Below are 16,948 nucleotides of genomic sequence, written 5' to 3'. Positions count from 1 at the left end.
TGCTTAACCGACGCTGTGTTCAAGGCTAATCGCCAGCAGTTTCTGTGCTTCAACGGCAAACTCCAGCGGCAGTTCAGAGAACACGTCCTTACAGAAGCCGTTAACAATCATGGAGATGGCATCCTCTTCGCTGATGCCGCGCTGCAGGCAGTAGAAGAGCTGATCCTCACCAATCCGCGAGGTGGTGGCTTCATGCTCCAGCTGTGCGCTGTTGTTCCGGCACTCCACGTAGGGGAAGGTATGCGCCCCACAGTCTGGCCCGATCAGCATTGAATCACACTGGGTGAAGTTTCGGGCGTTGGTCGCCGTTGGCATGATTTTTACCAGCCCCCGATAGCTGTTCTGGCTCTGTCCGGCAGAGATCCCCTTCGAGATGATGGTTGATTTGGTGTTTTTGCCGATGTGGATCATCTTGGTGCCGGTATCGGCCTGCTGATGACCGCTGGTCAGCGCCACGGAGTAAAACTCACCGATGGAGTTATCGCCGCGCAGAATGCAGCTTGGGTACTTCCAGGTGATGGCGGAGCCGGTTTCCGACTGGGTCCAGGACATCTTGCTGTTTTCACCTTCGCACAGGGCACGCTTGGTGACGAAGTTCAGGATGCCGCCGGTGTTGTTATCCCCCGGGAACCAGTTTTGTACCGTGGAGTACTTCACTTCCGCATCTTTGTGAATAATCACTTCCACCACGGCCGCATGCAGCTGATAGCTGTCTCGTACCGGCGCAGAACAGCCCTCGATGTAACTGACGTAACTGCCCTCATCGGCAACCAGGATGGTGCGTTCAAACTGACCTGTTTTTTCCGCGTTGATACGGAAATAGGTCGACAGCTCCATCGGGCAGCGCACCCCTTTTGGCACGTAGATGAAGGTGCCGTCCGAGGCCACGGCCGCATTCAGCGCTGCAAAGAAGTTGTCGTTGCTGGGCACCACGGTGCCAATATATTTCTGCACCAGCTCCGGATGATCGTGTATCGCCTCGCCAAAGGAGCAGAAGATAATCCCCTGTTCCGCCAGTTTTTCACGATAGGTCGTCGCCACGGAGACGGAGTCGAAGATGGCGTCTACGGCCACTTCTCGCCCTTCACGCACCGGCACCCCGAGCTGCTCAAAGGCCTCTTCCACCTCTTTGCTCAGGAAGGTGTTGGCGCCGGTCTGCTGTACGGCCCCCGGCTCAGAGGCGCAGGTATCGTCGCAGTTACCGCAGGAAGGGGCGGAGTAGTAGCTGTAATCTTGATAGTTCAGCTTATCGTAGTGCGCCTTCAGCCAGTGCGGCTCGTCCATTTCCAGCCAGGCTTTGTAAGCGCTCAGGCGAAATTCAAGCATCCACTCAGGCTCATTACGGCGTGCTGAGATAGCGCGCACCACCTCTTCGCTGATCCCTTTTGCCAGCTCGTCGGTTTGTAAATGGGTAAAGAAGCCCTCTTTATAATTGAGTTGGCCACCGGACCAGGTTTTGACATCGTCAGTTGCTTCAGTATTACGAGACATAGTACCGCCTATACCCCAAAGCTTTCGCCGCACCCACATTCGTTCTGGGCTTTCGGGTTGTTGAATTTGAATAACTGGTTTAAACCTTCGCGCACGTAATCCACTTCAGTACCGTCAATAAACGGCATCGCCTGTAACGGCACATACAATTTTGCACCGTCATGCTCGAAAATAAGGTCGTCTTTTTGCGGCTCGCTGACGGTATCCAGCACATAGCCGAAACCGGCGCAGCCGGTCGTCTTGACGCTTAAGCGCACGCCCAGCATGCCGGGCTGTTTCTCCACCAGCTCATGAATATGCTTCGCTGCCGCAGGGGTAAGCGACAGTCCGCGCCATGTGAAATCCGCTGGGTTGAACGTTTCTGAATGCAATTCCATAGGTCCACCTCATTTGTTGCGCCATCAGGGCATAACACCATGTTAGTGATAACGATTATCACTTCAACCCCCTGACAGCAGGGGCTTTCTGCTTAATCGCCCTTTTTGGCTACTTTCATTAAGCATAGACCCTGCCTGAGTTGTTATCAGGCAAGGATTATTTTAATCAATTCATTGATTAATAATGGATTTAGACGCGCTAATCGATGAGACGGGTAGAAATGGTAAAGTTGTATAGGGAATGCCTATTTATGAGATAGTTTTTTGAGCAGGCTTCGTTGATGAAGAGCGCGGCCGGCAACCCGACTCTTCCGGAACAGTCATAGAAGGGAAACCAGGTGTGAAGCGAGACCCTACCTGTATTGGCGGTTCGCAAAGTCTGGCGTTAGGCGGTAGACCCGGTTACGTTATCTGCCTCTTAAAGATTAGGTGCCACTATGAATACATTTTCGATTATTGCCATCCCGTTTTTCGTGGTGGCTATAGTAATGCTGACGCTCGCGGGCACTCGCAAAAACCGGGCGTTTCTCATCGTGGGTGGCGTCTTTATGGCTTCGAGCATAGTGAACGCGGCGATCGGCCTGTCATTGTAATTCAGCCAAAAGAAAACCCTTAAGACTACCCGTGGGTAATCTTAAGGGTTCCTTGCTCCATCCGGCGCTTATCTCCGGCACTCTGTGGCTTAGCTCTTGAAGGAGCATCAGAATAGTCTCATGAATAGCGGGCGGTGATTTGACATAAATTGCGGCGCCGCTCTGCAAAGCGCACAGAAAGCATAAAGGCCGCAATCGCGGCCTTTATTACAGAGTGCAGAAATTAATGGACGTGAACACCCAACCGCCAGGCAAAGTAGATCTCTTCTTTCAATTCGCTTGAAGAGAGCGTGAGCAGATCCGTAAATTCCAGTTCAAGCTGTTTCAGCTTTTTCAAATACTGAGCCGGAGAAAGGTTGCTCGTATCGCGGCGTAAATATTCAATGGCCAGTTGGGTTGGGTTCAAATCGGTATCCATAATGTCCTCGTTTATGTACAAAACGCGACCAGTATATCACACTTTGCTGTTCGTTTTTTGACCATAAACAAGGCATCCCCGCCTTTTTTTACACCACCGCGGTTGTGAGCCGCGAGGAGCAGCACAGCCGTTGCTGCTCATCGTAGATCTCAATCTGCCACACCTGATGGCGCCCCCCGGCGTGCAGCGCGCGGCAGACGCCGCGCACCCTACCACTCCGCACAGAACGAAGATGATTGGCATTGACCTCGAGGCCTACCACCTTCTGTTCCCCCTCGGTGCAGAGATAACCGGCGACCGACCCCAGCGTTTCGGCGAGCACCACGGAGGCGCCGCCATGCAGCAGACCGAATGGCTGATGCGTCCGGCTATCGACGGGCATGGTGGCTTCCAGCTCATCATCACCGAGGCGGGTGAACTGTATATCCAGCAGGCCGACCATATTGTCCGCGCCCATGGCGTTTAAGGCCTCAAGCGTCGTGGTACGTCTCCAGATCATCCCATAATCTCCAGTAATGCCTGCAGAGGGTGACGCACGCCGCTGCCCTCGATGCGCTTCACCTGGCTGCGGCACGAGTAGCCGGTAGCCAGACAGCGGTTTCGCGGCAGGCGCTGCATCGCCTGGCGCCAGGAGAGCTCATAAATACCCAGCGAGTTGGCATGGTTTTTCACCTCATGTCCGTAAGTTCCTGCCATACCGCAGCACCCTACGTTGACGTTTTCCAGCTTCGCGCCAAAACGGGCGAAGATAGATGCCCACTGTCCCGGCGCCCCGGGCAGCGCCGTCACTTCCGTACAGTGACCAAACAGATACCAGGACTCCCCGCTGGACTCCGGCACCGCAGGGTTATTCAGCACGGCTGGCAGCCATTCATGCACCAGCTGAACGTGGAAATCTCCACGTTTGTCTCCCAGCGTCTGTTTGTACTCATCGCGATAACAGAGCACCAGCGCCGGGTCGACACCCACCATCGGCATCCCCAACTGCGCCACGCGGTTGAGGAAATCAGAGGTCTTCTGCGCGGTTTTCGCAAAGCGGTTGAGGAACCCCTTAATATGCTGCGCCTTGCCGTTGGGCGAGAACGGCAGCACCACGGGTTGATGATCGAGGCGTTCCACCAGCCGGATGAAATCGGCCACAACCTGCGCGTCGTAATAGCTGGTAAAAGGATCCTGCACCACCAGCACGGTGCGGGCTTTCTGTTCGTCGCTCAGGGCTTCGAGCTGTTCGAGCGTAGTGTTGGCGGAGCGGTGACCCACAAGCTGCTGCTGCAGCGACGGCACCGACAGCAGCGGCAGATCGATCATACCGATGTGCTTACCGGAAAGTTTGCGCACCATCGGCTGTTTAAGGAAGAAGTTGAAGGTCTTCGGCGCGCGGGCCATAAGGGGGGCGTAGCTCTCCACCGTCGCCACCAGGTGATCGCGCACCGGGCGCAGATAGCGGGTGTGATAAAGCTGCAGGAAGCGTGACCGGAACTCCGGCACATCGATCTTGATTGGGCACTGCGTAGAGCACGCTTTACAGGCCAGACAACCGGACATCGCCTCTTTTACTTCATGCGAGAAGTCATACTCCCCTTTGCGGGCATGCCAGCTATTGCGCGTGCGCTCGATAAGTGAACGCAGGCTGGCGCGTTTCCCGGGCAGCTCTTTTTCCAGCACCAGCGGATCCACACCCCGATCGGCCAACAGACGCAGCCATTCACGCACCAGGGTGGCGCGCCCTTTTGGCGAGTGAATGCGGTTGCTGGTGATCTTCATTGACGGGCACATCGGACTTTTTGCGTCGAAGTTAAAGCACAGCCCGTTACCGTTACACTCCATCGCGCCGCGCCAGGAGGCGCGCACCGCGATAGGGATCTGACGATCAAAGGTGCCGCGTTTGACGGCATCGACCTTCATCATGGGGGCATCGATGTCCTCTGGCGGGCAGATCTTTCCCGGATTCAGGCGGTTATCCGGATCGAACGCCGCTTTCACCTTGCGCAACTCGCCGTAGAGCGCCTCTCCGAAGAACGCCGGGCTGTACTCCGCGCGGAAGCCTTTACCGTGTTCACCCCAGAGTAGCCCGCCGTATTTGGCCGTTAACGCCACCACGTCATCAGAGAGCTGTTTCATCAGCATCTCTTGCTGCGGGTCGCACATATCCAGCGCAGGACGCACATGCAGCACACCCGCATCCACGTGACCAAACATGCCGTAGCTCAGGCCGTGGCTGTCGAGCAACGCCCGGAACTCCACAATATAGTCGGCCAGATGCTCGGGAGGCACGCAGGTATCTTCGGCAAAAGGAATGGGCTTGGCCGCGCCTTTGGCATTACCCAGTAGCCCCACCGCTTTTTTACGCATAGCGTAGATACGTTCTATACCCGCCAACTCACTGCACAGTTGCCAGCCAATCACGCCGCCTTCGCCCGCGGCGATAAGCTCATCGAGGCGCTGGCAGAGCGTGTTAACCTGGTGGTCGATCAACTCGCCGTTATCGCCGGCAAATTCGACGATATTCAGACCGAGCATCTCTTTGTCGGGAACGTCGGTAATAAGTTCGCTTACCGAGTGCCAGACGATATCTTCCCGTGCGAGGTTCAGCACTTTGGAATCGACCGTCTCTACCGACAGCGCCCGCGCATCGACCATAAAGGGGGCATTACGCAGCGCGGAGTCGAAGGAGTTGTATTTCACATTCACCAGACGGCGCACTTTTGGCAGCGGCGTAATGTCCAGCCGCGCTTCGGTAATAAACGCCAGCGTTCCTTCGGAGCCTGCCAGAATACGGGTTAAATCGAACTCGCTCAGATCGTCATTGAAAACGTGGCGCAGATCGTACCCCGTCAGGAAGCGGTTCAGTTTCGGGAATTTATCAATAATCAGCTGGCGGTTATCCCGGCAACGCTCCAGCACGGTACGATAAATTCGCCCCGTGGCGGTGCTGTCGTTGCCCAGCGTCTCGGCCAGCGCAACCGGCATGGGCCGGGTATCAAGGATGTCACCGCCCAGCAATACGGCACGGACGCCGAGGACGTGGTCGGATGTTTTGCCATACACCAGCGAGCCCTGGCCGGACGCATCGGTGTTGATCATCCCCCCGATGGTGGCGCGGTTACTGGTAGAGAGTTCCGGCGCAAAAAAGTAGCCGTAAGGCTTGAGGTACTGATTAAGCTGGTCTTTGATCACCCCCGCTTCTACACGCACCCATCCCTCTTCAGGATTGATTTCGATGATGCGGTTCATATAGCGGGACATATCGATGATGATGCCCTGGTTAAGCGCCTGACCATTGGTACCGGTACCGCCGCCGCGCGGGGTAAAAATCAGAGACGTAAAACGTTCCTGCGAGGCAAGACGGGCAATCAGCGCCACGTCAGCGGTAGAACGGGGAAATACGACGGCATCGGGAAGTAGCTGGTAGATACTGTTGTCGGTGGCCATGGTCAGCCTGTCGGCGTAGCCCGTGGCGGTATCGCCGGTAAAACCCTGTTGCTCCAGTGCTTGCAAAAAATTGAGCACCAACTGAACGACGCCGGGTGCCTGAGAAATCTGTGGGATCATTACTGTCGACCCTAATAAGAGTTGTGGATCCCCTTACTCATTCGCGCTACAGAAAGGCGGCATGTGAACAGATCCCCGGGCGCACAGCACACCGGGTGAATACACGCAGCCCACGCATCTGCAGCTTGAACCAGGAGGGGGATAATCGTTTGCGTTGTGTCCGGAAAGTTTTATCACATTTTTTTCTTATACGCTCAGTAGAATTACAGGCAGAATCCGCCTGTTAAAAACCGGGGAAATCACTGATGATTAGAGTGACGCGGTTTCCCTTCCTGCCAGCCCGGCGGGTGTTCATTAAGGAAAATTTCATTTATGACCTCTCTTCGTCAGCCCAGGGATGTTGCGCAGATACTGCTGTCGGTGCTGTTTTTGGCCATCATGATCATTGCGTGTCTGTGGATTGTTCAACCCTTTATTCTCGGCTTTGCCTGGGCGGGTACGGTGGTGATTGCCACCTGGCCGCTCTTTATCCGTCTTCAGCGCCTGCTGTTTGGCCGTCGTTCGCTGGCGGTGCTGGTGATGACCCTTCTGTTGGTGCTGCTGTTTGTGATTCCTGTCGCCCTGCTGGTGAACAGCCTTGTAGATGGCAGCGGCCCGATTATCAAAGCACTGACCAGCGGCGATCTCACGTTACCGGATCTGGCCTGGCTGAACAGTATTCCGCTGGTGGGCGATAAGTTGTACGCCGGCTGGCACAACCTGCTGGATATGGGCGGCAGCGCAATTATGGCGAAGGTACGCCCGTACGTGGGCGCCACCACGGCCTGGTTTGTCGGCCAGGCGGCGCATATTGGTCGCTTTATCGTGCACTGCGCCCTGATGCTGCTGTTTAGCGCTCTGCTCTACTGGCGGGGCGAGCAAGTGGCGCTGGGTGTACGTCACTTCGCCACGCGCCTCGCCTCTGCGCGCGGCGATGCCGCGATGGTGCTGGCTGCGCAGGCGGTCCGCGCCGTGGCGCTGGGTGTTGTGGTTACCGCGCTGGTGCAGTCGGTGCTGGGTGGCATTGGTCTGGCGATTGCGGGTGTGCCCTACGCAACCCTCTTCACCGTCGTAATGCTGTTCTCCTGTCTGGTTCAGCTGGGGCCGCTGACGGTATTGGTACCATCGATTATCTGGCTTTACTGGAGTGGCGATACCACCTGGGGCACCGTGTTGCTGGTCTGGAGCTGCGTTGTGGGCACGATGGATAACGTCATTCGCCCAATACTTATCCGGATGGGCGCCGATTTGCCGCTCATCCTGATTCTGTCCGGCGTCATCGGCGGGCTGATCGCCTTCGGCATGATAGGCTTGTTTATCGGCCCGGTCCTGTTGGCCGTCTCCTGGCGTCTTTTCTCAGCGTGGGTGAATGAAGTGCCCTTCCCCGTCAAGGATCCGCACCTGGTACCCGAAGAGATTAGCGACGCTGAACAACGGCATAAGTAAAACCATGGTTCTGGTGGGTTCGCCCACCAGAATGTTAAGCGTTGCTAATATTTATTGAGTGTATTTATCCCCTCTGACCTACTAAGTGCCCGCAATTGCCTCATAAACCTCGAAAAATCTTCAACGCTTTTAAACTATTGAGAGGAATCCGATCGACGCTAAAAGCGCGCAAGCCTACTATTAGGTCACGGTTATGAATCAACGCGTTGATTTATAAGCATGGAAATCCCCTGAGTGAAACAACGAATTGCTGTGTGTAGTCTTTGCCCATCTCCCACGATGGGCTTTTTTTTATCCTGCTATCCGCGATTGACCTCACACCGCCCCACCATTCGCCATTGGGCAGGCAGCATCCGAGTCTCACCCGTTACGTTGACCGTGGCAACATCACGAATATCCGCCGACGACGCCCCGAGCTGGAGTTCAAACTCGCCGGGCTCGACGATGCGCTTGCCGTCACGGCGCGTAAAGTTGAACATATCGACAGGCAGCGTGAAGGTAAGCTTCGCCGATTCGCCTGGCGCAAGCGTGACCCGCTGAAACGCTTTCAACTCCTGTAAAGGCCTTACCTGCGTCGCCACTTTATCGCGTACGTACAGCTGGACGACTTCACTGCCGCTACGCTCGCCTACGTTCTTCAGGGTAATACTCACCGCAACATCACCGGTTATCGCAACCTGGCTTTCAACGAGTTGCGCCGCGCTCCAGTCAAATTGCGTCCATCCCAGACCAAAGCCGAAGGGGTAGCGCGCGCCAAAATGGAAAGCAAACGGCGTGCCGCCGCTTTTCAGCTTGTGGTTGTAGTAATACGGCATCGCCCCTGCGCTTTTCGGTACGCTGACCACCAGCCGGCCTTCAGGCTCAGCGCGCCCTGTCAGCACGTCCGCGATGGCCCAGCCCCCTTCCTGACCCGGAGCCCAGGCCAGCATCAGGGCGGCCACCTTCTCCTCCAGCCCCTGCAGGTTGTAAGGTCGGCCGCCGGTCATCACCACAATTACCGGTTTGCCGGTGGCAACCAGCGCTTCCAGCAGTTGCTGTTGTACGCCCGGTAAATTCAGGCTATCGGTATCGGACCCTTCTCCAACGGTGCCACTCTGGAATAAGCCCGCCAGATCCCCGACGCATGCCACCACGACCTCGCTATCCTGCGCGGCGCGCACCGCCTGCGCTATCAGACCGGTATCGTGCGAGACCGGTGATTGCTGCATCGGCTTGCCGCTGCTCTCGCCCGGGAAGACCGGCGCCCCCGCCATCCGGTGCTCAATGATATGGCAACCTTTGGCATAGCGGACATTGCCCTCTCCGAGGTAGTGTTTCAGGGCCGCCAGCGGTGTAGTGACCTGAACAGTTTCCTCCACCATATCGCTAATAATCAGATGCACCGGGAAGCTATAGCCACTCAGCAGCGCAAGGGGATCATCGGCGGTAGGCCCGACGACGGCCACCTGCGGTGTCGAGGACAGCGGTAAGATCCCGTTATTCACCAGCAGGGTCATGGAGCGCGTGGCCACTTCGCGTGCCACCTGCCGGGTCTCTTCGTTCTGCAGGTCGATACCGCTCTCATCCACGTAAGGCTGTTCAAATAAGCCAAGACGGAATTTTTCCGTGAGCACGCGCGCGACGATTTCATCAATCTTCGCCATCGTTATCAGCCCGCGCGCGACCGCATCTGCGAGATGGCGGGCGCAATCATCCTTCGGTAGCTCGACGTCCAGCCCGGCATTAAATGCCAGCGCCGCAGACTCCGCGGCATCATGAGAGATACCGTGATGCTGATGCAGCAAACTTACGCCGCCGTAATCGGCGACAATGAGCCCGTCAAACCCCCACTGTTCGCGTAAGACCGTGGTCAGCAGGAAGCTATCGCTATGCCCCGGCTGATTATCGATATCGTGGTAGGCCGGCATCACCGAGCCGGCGTTGGCCAGCTTAACCGCCATTTCGAACGGCAGCAGGAAGGTATCGTTCAGTTCGCTAAAGCCGAGATGTACCGGAGCATGGTTACGCGCCCCTTCGCTGAAGGAGTGGCCCACATAGTGTTTTAGCGTGGCCAGCAGATCGCGCTCTTTTCCCTGCAGCCCTTTGACATACGCCGTCGCCATCACCCCCACCAGCCAGGGGTCTTCCCCAAAGGTCTCTTCTGTGCGGCCCCAGCGTACATCACGGGAGACGTCCAGCACCGGCGCCAGTCCCTGCTGGCAGCCCACAGATCGCGCCTCCTTTCCAATCTGCTCTGCGGCACGCTGAACCAGTGCCGGATCCCAGGTCGATCCATAATTCAGTGAAGAGGGAAACAGGGTGGCGTCTTTACATAACAGGCCGACCAGGCACTCTTCATGGAACAGCGCAGGAATACCCAGCCGGGTTTCCTCCATCATCATTCGTTGCAGCCGGTTTGCGGCACGAACGCCGGTTTTTGCCTCCACAATATGGGTTCCCAGCGGACGGGTGATCTGTCCCACGCCTAACTTGAGGCGTTCGTTGAGGGATGCCTGCTCAGTGACGCCCGCGAATTCATCGCTGAGATCGCTGCGCTCACGGTGGTGGCCGTGCTCATCGAGGATCAACCAGTAGGCGTGCATCTGGGCAAATTTCTCTTCCGGAGTCATGTGCGCCAGTAAATCAGCAACGCGTTCCTGAACGGGACGGCCCGCATCCTTGTAGATAGCAGTCATAGTTTACTCCTGTGTGGCAGATGGAATGGCAGGGCTAAGCGGTTCAGCAGCGGTCTGTCCGTCGCGCTTACTGGCGAGCTCACGGGCGATGGAATCCACCACCCGGCTGTTAAGCTTGTAGAGGGCAAGCAGTACCACCATGCCGAGAAACAGCGCGCAAGGAATGAGGGTAAACAGCGCATTAATCGTGGTAAGCACGTGCGGCGTCTGGGTCGCCTGTCCTGGGGCATAATTCACCATACCCAGCACCCAGCCCACAACGGCACCGCCCAGCGCCAGGCCGAACTTAATGGCAAACAGCGCGGTTGAAAAAACCAGCCCATCAAGGCGACGACCGCTGCGATGTTCTTCGTAGTCGACCACGTCAGAGAACATCGTCCACTGTAATGGTGTCGTCAGGTTTTGAATAAAGCTAAAAATGATATTCAGGCCAAAGATAAGCCAGATCTGTGATGGGGGAATAAAGAATATCAGCGCACCAAATATCACGAAAGAGATTATTGTCCACTGATAAGCACGTACGCGGTCGAATTTACCTAACAGACGTTCGGACAATAATGCCCCGCTCAGGGCCGCGACCATTCCGGCCACGATAAACGCAAAGACCAGATCCGGGCGCAGCAGGACATAATTAACATAATACATTGTCGCCGAGCCACGCGTCACCACTGCGGTTAACAATAAAATATTAAACAGGAAAAGAATTCGCCACTGGCTGTTGCCGGCCAGCAGTTTTAAATCAGACAACATAGAGCCCGAAGTATCATTTCGCGGGGAATAACGTTCGCGGGTCATGAAGAAGCAGCAGAAAAATAAAATGATACCCAGTAACCCCATCAGGCTCATGGCGTAGAAATAGCCTTTCTGCACGTTTCCATTACCGAGGAGCGAAACCAGCGGCAGGGCAATCACCGTGACAATCAACCCGCCGATGAACGACAGTCCAAAGCGCCAGGATTGTAACGAGTGACGTTCACGCGGATCCAGCGTCAGAGCACCGGGCATGGCGCAATACGGGACGTTGATAGCAGAGTAGATCAGGCTCAGGAGGGTATAGGTGAGGCAGGCATAGACTATTTTCGCCGTCGCCCCCACGTCCGGTACGTAGAAGGTGATGAGACAGCTTACGCCAAACGGAATGGCGAACCACAGTAGCCAGGGACGAAATCGACCATGGCGGGTTTGCGTCCGGTCGACCAGGGCACCGATGCAGGGATCGACAAAGGCATCCACGACGCGAACCACTAAAAACATGGTTCCCATAATCGCTGCAGGCAAACCGAAAACATCCGTATAGAAATAAGCAAGAAATAACGTTGCTGTTTGCCAGACCAGCGCACTGGCCATATCGCCAAAACCGTAACCTATTTTATCTTTCGTAGTTAAAACAGAGGAGAGTGTCATTTTATTGGCCTTATTATCAGGTTAAAACGTGTTTCAACCAGGATGCGCAGATTTCAGGGCAATGCGCAGTTAAGGCCAAAGTATTAGCAACACCTGCCAGGCTAACAATTGTCGAAATTAACAGACAAATTATGATTTTTAGTTTTTTGCATTATTTGTGATGCGCAGCAAATAAGAGAAAATAAAAGGGCGAGGAGTATTCTCCTCGCCCTTTTTACTCTTTCCCGGCCTTATAAAAAAACCGGATTCAGGTTTTACTTATTCAGCTCAGCCAGGCTCAGCCAGGTCTGCACCACGGTATCCGGGTTCAGGGAGAGGCTATCAATGCCCTCCTCCATCAGCCACGCCGCAAAGTCTTCATGGTCGGACGGGCCCTGTCCGCAAATCCCGACATATTTGCCCTGCTTCTTCGCCGCGCGGATAGACATAGAAAGCAGCGCTTTCACCGCTTCGTTACGCTCATCAAACAGCTCAGAGACCACGCCGGAGTCGCGATCCAGACCCAGCGTCAGCTGCGTCATGTCGTTCGAGCCGATAGAGAAGCCATCAAAGTGCTCAAGGAACTGTTCTGCCAACAGTGCGTTGGACGGAATTTCGCACATCATGATGATCTTCAGCCCGTTCTCACCGCGCTTCAGCCCCTGACGCGCCAGCTCGTCTACCACCGCTTTCGCCTGGTCTACGGTACGCACAAACGGGATCATGATTTCAACGTTGGTCAGCCCCATGTCGTTGCGCACGCGTTTCACCGCCTCGCACTCCAGCGCGAAGCAGTCGCGGAAGCTGTCGGAGACGTAGCGACCCGCACCACGGAAGCCCAGCATCGGGTTCTCTTCTTCCGGCTCGTAACGCTCACCGCCGACCAGATTGGCGTACTCATTCGACTTAAAGTCCGACAGACGTACGATCACGCGTTTCGGGTAGAATGCCGCGCCCAGGGTGGCAATTCCTTCGGACAGACGGCCCACGTAGAACTCTTTCGGTGAGTCGTAGCCTTTCATTATTTCACGGATTTCGTTCTGCAGCGTCGCCGGCTGGTCATCAAACTCCAGTAGCGCACGCGGGTGAACGCCAATCATGCGGTTGATGATAAATTCCAGTCGCGCCAGACCCACGCCTTCGTTCGGCAGACAGGCAAAGTCAAAGGCGCGATCCGGGTTACCGACGTTCATCATGATCTTCAGCGGCAGATCCGGCATGGTATCCACACTGGAGCTTTTCACGCTGAAGTCCAGAATATCGGCGTAGACATAACCGGTATCACCCTCGGCACAGGAGACGGTCACCTTCTCATCATCCTTCATGCGCTCCGTCGCATCCCCACAGCCAACAACGGCAGGGATCCCCAGCTCACGGGCGATGATGGCCGCGTGACAGGTACGGCCGCCACGGTTGGTGACGATGGCCGCGGCCTTCTTCATGATCGGTTCCCAGTCCGGGTCGGTCATGTCGGTGACCAGCACATCGCCGGGCTGAATGCGGTTCATCTCGCTAATATCGTGGATCACTTTTACCGGGCCGGCGCCGATACGATGGCCGATAGCACGGCCTTCAGCAACAATTTTGCCCTGCGCATGCAGCGTGTAACGCTCCATCACCTGCCCGCGTGAGCGCACGGTTTCCGGACGCGCCTGGACGATAAACAGCTTGCCGGTGTTGCCATCTTTGGCCCACTCAATATCCATCGGACGGCCATAATGTTTCTCGATCTGTACCGCCTGTTTCGCCAGCTCCTGCACTTCGGCATCGGTCAGAGAGAAGCGGTCGCGTTGTTCCTGCGGTACATCTTCAATCGTCACCTGTTTACCGTGCTCCTGGTTCGGGGCATAGATCATACGAATTTTTTTCGAGCCCATGGTACGACGCACAATCGACGGGCGCCCGGCGGCCAGCGTCGGTTTATGCACGTAGAACTCATCCGGGTTCACCGCCCCCTGGACCACCATTTCGCCCAGGCCCCAGGCCGAGGTGATAAAGACCACCTGATCGAAACCGGATTCGGTATCAATAGAGAACATCACACCCGATGAGGCGAGATCGGAGCGCACCATGCGTTGAACGCCAGCAGACAGCGCCACCCCGCGATGGTCGTAGCCCTGGTGTACGCGATAAGAGATGGCGCGGTCGTTAAAGAGGGAGGCAAAGACGTGTTTCACTGCCACCAGCACGGCATCATAGCCCTGCACGTTGAGGAAGGTCTCCTGCTGCCCGGCAAAGGAGGCATCGGGCATATCTTCTGCGGTGGCGGATGAGCGCACGGCAAAAGAGGCTTGCGCATCATCAGCCGAAAGCTGGTTGTACGCATCGTGGATGGCTTTTTCCAGTTCCGGCTGGAAAGGTGTGTCGATAATCCACTGGCGGATTTGTGCCCCGGCTTTTGCAAGCGCAGAGACATCATCAATATCCGTGTTGTCCAGCAGGTCGTAAATGCGCTGGTTTACGCCGCTCTGGTCTAAAAACAGATTAAACGCATCGGCGGTGGTAGCAAATCCATTCGGTACGGAGACACCCATACCTGACAGATTTGTAATCATTTCACCCAGGGAGGCATTTTTGCCTCCAACTCTGTCTACATCATTCATGCCGAGTTGGTTATACCAAAGCACCAGCGGTGACGAGCCATTGTTGGACATCGAAACAATCCTTTTATGATATATGAACGGGTTAAGAAACACCTTACTGCGGTATTTATACTGGCATATTTATCCGCGCTAAAAAAACGGTGAATCGTGTAAGCAGATTTATTTTTTCGCTTTTCGGACTGTTCCCGCTCAATTGCTAACCTAATGATTAATATGGATTCCCACAAAAATAATCGGTATACAACGCTGTTTATAAAAATGAAATCCACTTTTCATTAAAAATAAAAACACCATTTCATTTTTAATTAGGCCCGCTGATTGACTGTTGTAATTTACTTTTTTAATTTATGCTTTCAGTCAATTACGTTTGATATTCAAGGTACGCAAAATGGATAATGCTGTGGATCGCCAGGTTTTTTATATTTCCGATGGGACGGCAATTACCGCCGAAGTGCTGGGCCACGCGGTAATGTCACAGTTCCCGGTCGCCATTAACAGCATCACGCTCCCTTTTGTGGAAAACGAAAGCCGCGCCAGGGCGGTGAAGGATCAGATCGACGCTATCTTTCAGCAAACCGGCGTACGTCCGCTGGTGTTTTACTCTATTGTGCTTCCTGAAATCCGGGCCATCATTTTGCAGAGCGAAGGATTCTGCCAGGATATTGTCCAGGCGCTGGTTGCTCCGTTACAGAATGAGTTGCAACTCGATCCGACCCCTATCGCCCACCGTACGCACGGCCTGAACCCGGCCAATATCATCAAATACGATGCCCGTATTGCCGCCATTGATTACACCCTGGCGCACGACGATGGCATTTCAATGCGTAACCTTGATCAGGCGCAGGTGATCCTGCTGGGCGTTTCGCGCTGCGGTAAAACCCCCACCAGCCTCTATCTGGCGATGCAGTTTGGTATCCGCGCCGCCAACTACCCCTTTATTGCCGACGATATGGACAATCTTGTCCTGCCTGCGGCCCTTAAACCGCTGCAACACAAACTTTTTGGCCTGACGATCAACCCGGAACGGCTGGCCGCTATCCGCGAAGAGCGCCGCGAAAATAGCCGTTACGCCTCTATGCGTCAGTGCCGAATGGAAGTCTCTGAAGTGGAAGCTTTATACCGAAAAAACCAGATCCCCTGGCTAAACAGCACTAACTATTCGGTGGAAGAGATTGCCACCAAAATCCTCGACATAATGGGTCTGAGTCGCCGCATGTACTAACATGCTAGTACATGAATTCATAAAAGCGTATACTGCTGCGCAACGGCAGGGCGGATAACGCCCTGCACTTGAAATCAGCGGGGATTGGTTTAAGGTGATGCCCATCACTTCCCGGTAGTTTGCCGATGAAGCACAAAATTCTGAGATATTCCATGAATAAAACCGATGAACTCCGCACGGCGCGCATTGACACTCTCGTCACGCCAGCCGAACTGGCCGAGCGCTATCCTCTCTCTGCCGCCGTGGCAGAAAACGTGACAACGTCACGAAAAAGTATCGAAAAAATCCTTAATGGCGATGACCCTCGCCTGCTGGTAATTATTGGCCCTTGTTCCATCCACGATCTTGATGCCGCTATCGACTATGCCCAACGGCTGAAAGTGCTGCGTGACAAACATCAGGCCCGGCTTGAGATCGTCATGCGCACCTACTTCGAAAAACCGCGCACGGTGGTGGGCTGGAAGGGGCTGATTTCCGATCCCGATCTGAATGGTAGCTACCGCGTTAATCAGGGTATTCAACTGGCGCGTAAACTGCTGCTGCAGGTGAACGAGCTTGGCATGCCGACGGCCACCGAATTTCTCGATATGGTGACCGGACAGTTTATCGCCGACCTCATTAGCTGGGGCGCAATCGGCGCCCGTACGACGGAAAGCCAGATCCACCGTGAAATGGCCTCAGCGCTCTCCTGCCCTGTGGGCTTTAAAAATGGCACCGACGGTAATACCCGTATCGCCGTAGACGCGATTCGCGCGGCGCGGACTAGCCATATGTTCCTCTCGCCGGATAAAAACGGTCAAATGGCGATCTACCAGACCAGCGGCAACCCGTACGGTCACATCATTATGCGCGGCGGCAAAAAGCCGAATTATCATGCTCAGGATATTCATGAGGCGTGTGAAACGCTGCGTGAATTTGACCTGCCGGAGCAGCTGGTCGTCGACTTCAGCCACGGTAATTGCCAGAAACAACATCGTCGCCAGCTGGAGGTTTGTGATGACGTTTGCCAGCAGATCCGCAGCGGCTCCACCGCCATCGCCGGCATTATGGCTGAAAGCTTTATCAAAGAAGGGACGCAAAAAGTGGTGGTCGGTCAGCCGATTGCTTACGGCCAGTCCATTACCGATCCGTGCCTCAGCTGGGAAGATACTGAGCTGCTGATTGAAAAGCTCGCTGCCGCGGTTGATACCCGGTTTTAAACTAATACCC

At 55.2% G+C, this 16,948-nt stretch carries 12 protein-coding genes and 1 other RNA gene; 5 read left to right on the top strand and 8 right to left on the bottom strand.

The genetic code is table 11. The features are described from left to right. Positions 1 to 3: 3 nt before the first annotated feature. Both sufB and sufA read right to left on the bottom strand, forming a co-directional pair. Complete coding sequence (gene sufB, locus JZ655_RS09030) at positions 4 to 1,491, bottom strand: Fe-S cluster assembly protein SufB (RefSeq protein ID WP_040075974.1); 1,488 nt, start codon at positions 1,489 to 1,491, stop codon at positions 4 to 6. An 8-nt stretch (positions 1,492 to 1,499) separates the two neighbouring features. Next, positions 1,500 to 1,868 carry a Fe-S cluster assembly scaffold SufA gene (gene sufA / locus JZ655_RS09025; protein ID WP_040075975.1) on the bottom strand — a complete coding sequence of 123 codons (369 nt, stop codon included), beginning with the start codon at positions 1,866 to 1,868 and terminating at the stop codon, positions 1,500 to 1,502. Between the two features lie 437 nt (positions 1,869 to 2,305). Here sufA and JZ655_RS09020 point away from each other — a divergent pair, with 437 nt between their 5' ends. Continuing rightward, a complete protein-coding gene (locus JZ655_RS09020; protein WP_207293600.1) occupies positions 2,306 to 2,461 on the top strand; it encodes a hypothetical protein in 156 nt (51 codons plus the stop codon). Between the two features lie 223 nt (positions 2,462 to 2,684). Here JZ655_RS09020 and JZ655_RS09015 read toward each other — a convergent pair whose 3' ends face one another. From JZ655_RS09015 to ydiJ, 3 genes are all read right to left on the bottom strand, one after another. Next, positions 2,685 to 2,879 carry a YdiH family protein gene (locus tag JZ655_RS09015; RefSeq protein ID WP_040075977.1) on the bottom strand — a complete coding sequence of 65 codons (195 nt, stop codon included), beginning with the start codon at positions 2,877 to 2,879 and terminating at the stop codon, positions 2,685 to 2,687. An 88-nt stretch (positions 2,880 to 2,967) separates the two neighbouring features. Next, positions 2,968 to 3,378: a 1,4-dihydroxy-2-naphthoyl-CoA hydrolase gene (gene menI / locus JZ655_RS09010; RefSeq protein ID WP_040075978.1), complete on the bottom strand. Its 411-nt coding sequence runs from the start codon at positions 3,376 to 3,378 to the stop codon at positions 2,968 to 2,970. Beyond that, on the bottom strand, positions 3,375 to 6,431 hold the full coding sequence (gene ydiJ, locus JZ655_RS09005) for a D-2-hydroxyglutarate dehydrogenase YdiJ (RefSeq protein ID WP_207293599.1): 3,057 nt from the start codon (positions 6,429 to 6,431) through the stop codon (positions 3,375 to 3,377). Before ydiJ ends, menI begins: the two co-directional genes overlap by 4 nt. A 312-nt stretch (positions 6,432 to 6,743) precedes the next feature. Here ydiJ and ydiK point away from each other — a divergent pair, with 312 nt between their 5' ends. Together ydiK and rprA are read left to right on the top strand one after the other, a co-directional pair. Continuing rightward, positions 6,744 to 7,856, top strand: coding sequence for an AI-2E family transporter YdiK (ydiK, locus tag JZ655_RS09000; protein WP_046885926.1), 1,113 nt, complete (start codon positions 6,744 to 6,746; stop codon positions 7,854 to 7,856). Positions 7,857 to 8,043: 187 nt separating this feature from the next. Beyond that, an RNA gene (gene rprA / locus JZ655_RS08995) (antisense sRNA RprA) lies at positions 8,044 to 8,151 on the top strand. 4 nt (positions 8,152 to 8,155) lie between these two features. Here the strand turns inward: rprA and JZ655_RS08990 are convergent. The 3 genes from JZ655_RS08990 to ppsA form a co-directional block, all read right to left on the bottom strand. Beyond that, positions 8,156 to 10,531, bottom strand: a complete 2,376-nt coding sequence (locus JZ655_RS08990) for a glycoside hydrolase family 3 N-terminal domain-containing protein (RefSeq protein WP_207293598.1) — start codon at positions 10,529 to 10,531, stop codon at positions 8,156 to 8,158. Positions 10,532 to 10,534: 3 nt separating this feature from the next. Continuing rightward, the gene (locus JZ655_RS08985; protein WP_207293597.1) at positions 10,535 to 11,935 is read right to left on the bottom strand and encodes an MFS transporter; all 1,401 of its coding nucleotides are present in this window, start codon (positions 11,933 to 11,935) and stop codon (positions 10,535 to 10,537) included. A gap of 254 nt (positions 11,936 to 12,189) precedes the next feature. After that, positions 12,190 to 14,568 carry a phosphoenolpyruvate synthase gene (gene ppsA, locus JZ655_RS08980; RefSeq protein WP_046885923.1) on the bottom strand — a complete coding sequence of 793 codons (2,379 nt, stop codon included), beginning with the start codon at positions 14,566 to 14,568 and terminating at the stop codon, positions 12,190 to 12,192. A gap of 337 nt (positions 14,569 to 14,905) precedes the next feature. Here ppsA and ppsR point away from each other — a divergent pair, with 337 nt between their 5' ends. Further along, positions 14,906 to 15,739 carry a posphoenolpyruvate synthetase regulatory kinase/phosphorylase PpsR gene (ppsR, locus tag JZ655_RS08975; RefSeq protein WP_040075986.1) on the top strand — a complete coding sequence of 278 codons (834 nt, stop codon included), beginning with the start codon at positions 14,906 to 14,908 and terminating at the stop codon, positions 15,737 to 15,739. 152 nt (positions 15,740 to 15,891) lie between these two features. Then, positions 15,892 to 16,938, top strand: a complete 1,047-nt coding sequence (aroH, locus tag JZ655_RS08970) for a 3-deoxy-7-phosphoheptulonate synthase (protein ID WP_207293596.1) — start codon at positions 15,892 to 15,894, stop codon at positions 16,936 to 16,938. The last annotated feature ends 10 nt before the right edge of the window (positions 16,939 to 16,948 follow it).

It is taken from the genome of Leclercia pneumoniae, from assembly GCF_017348915.1.
In the GTDB taxonomy this organism is placed as follows: Bacteria; Pseudomonadota; Gammaproteobacteria; order Enterobacterales; family Enterobacteriaceae; genus Enterobacter; species Enterobacter pneumoniae.
The sequence above is the reverse complement of the archived record's forward strand: the minus strand, read 5'-3'. Positions and strand labels throughout refer to the sequence as shown.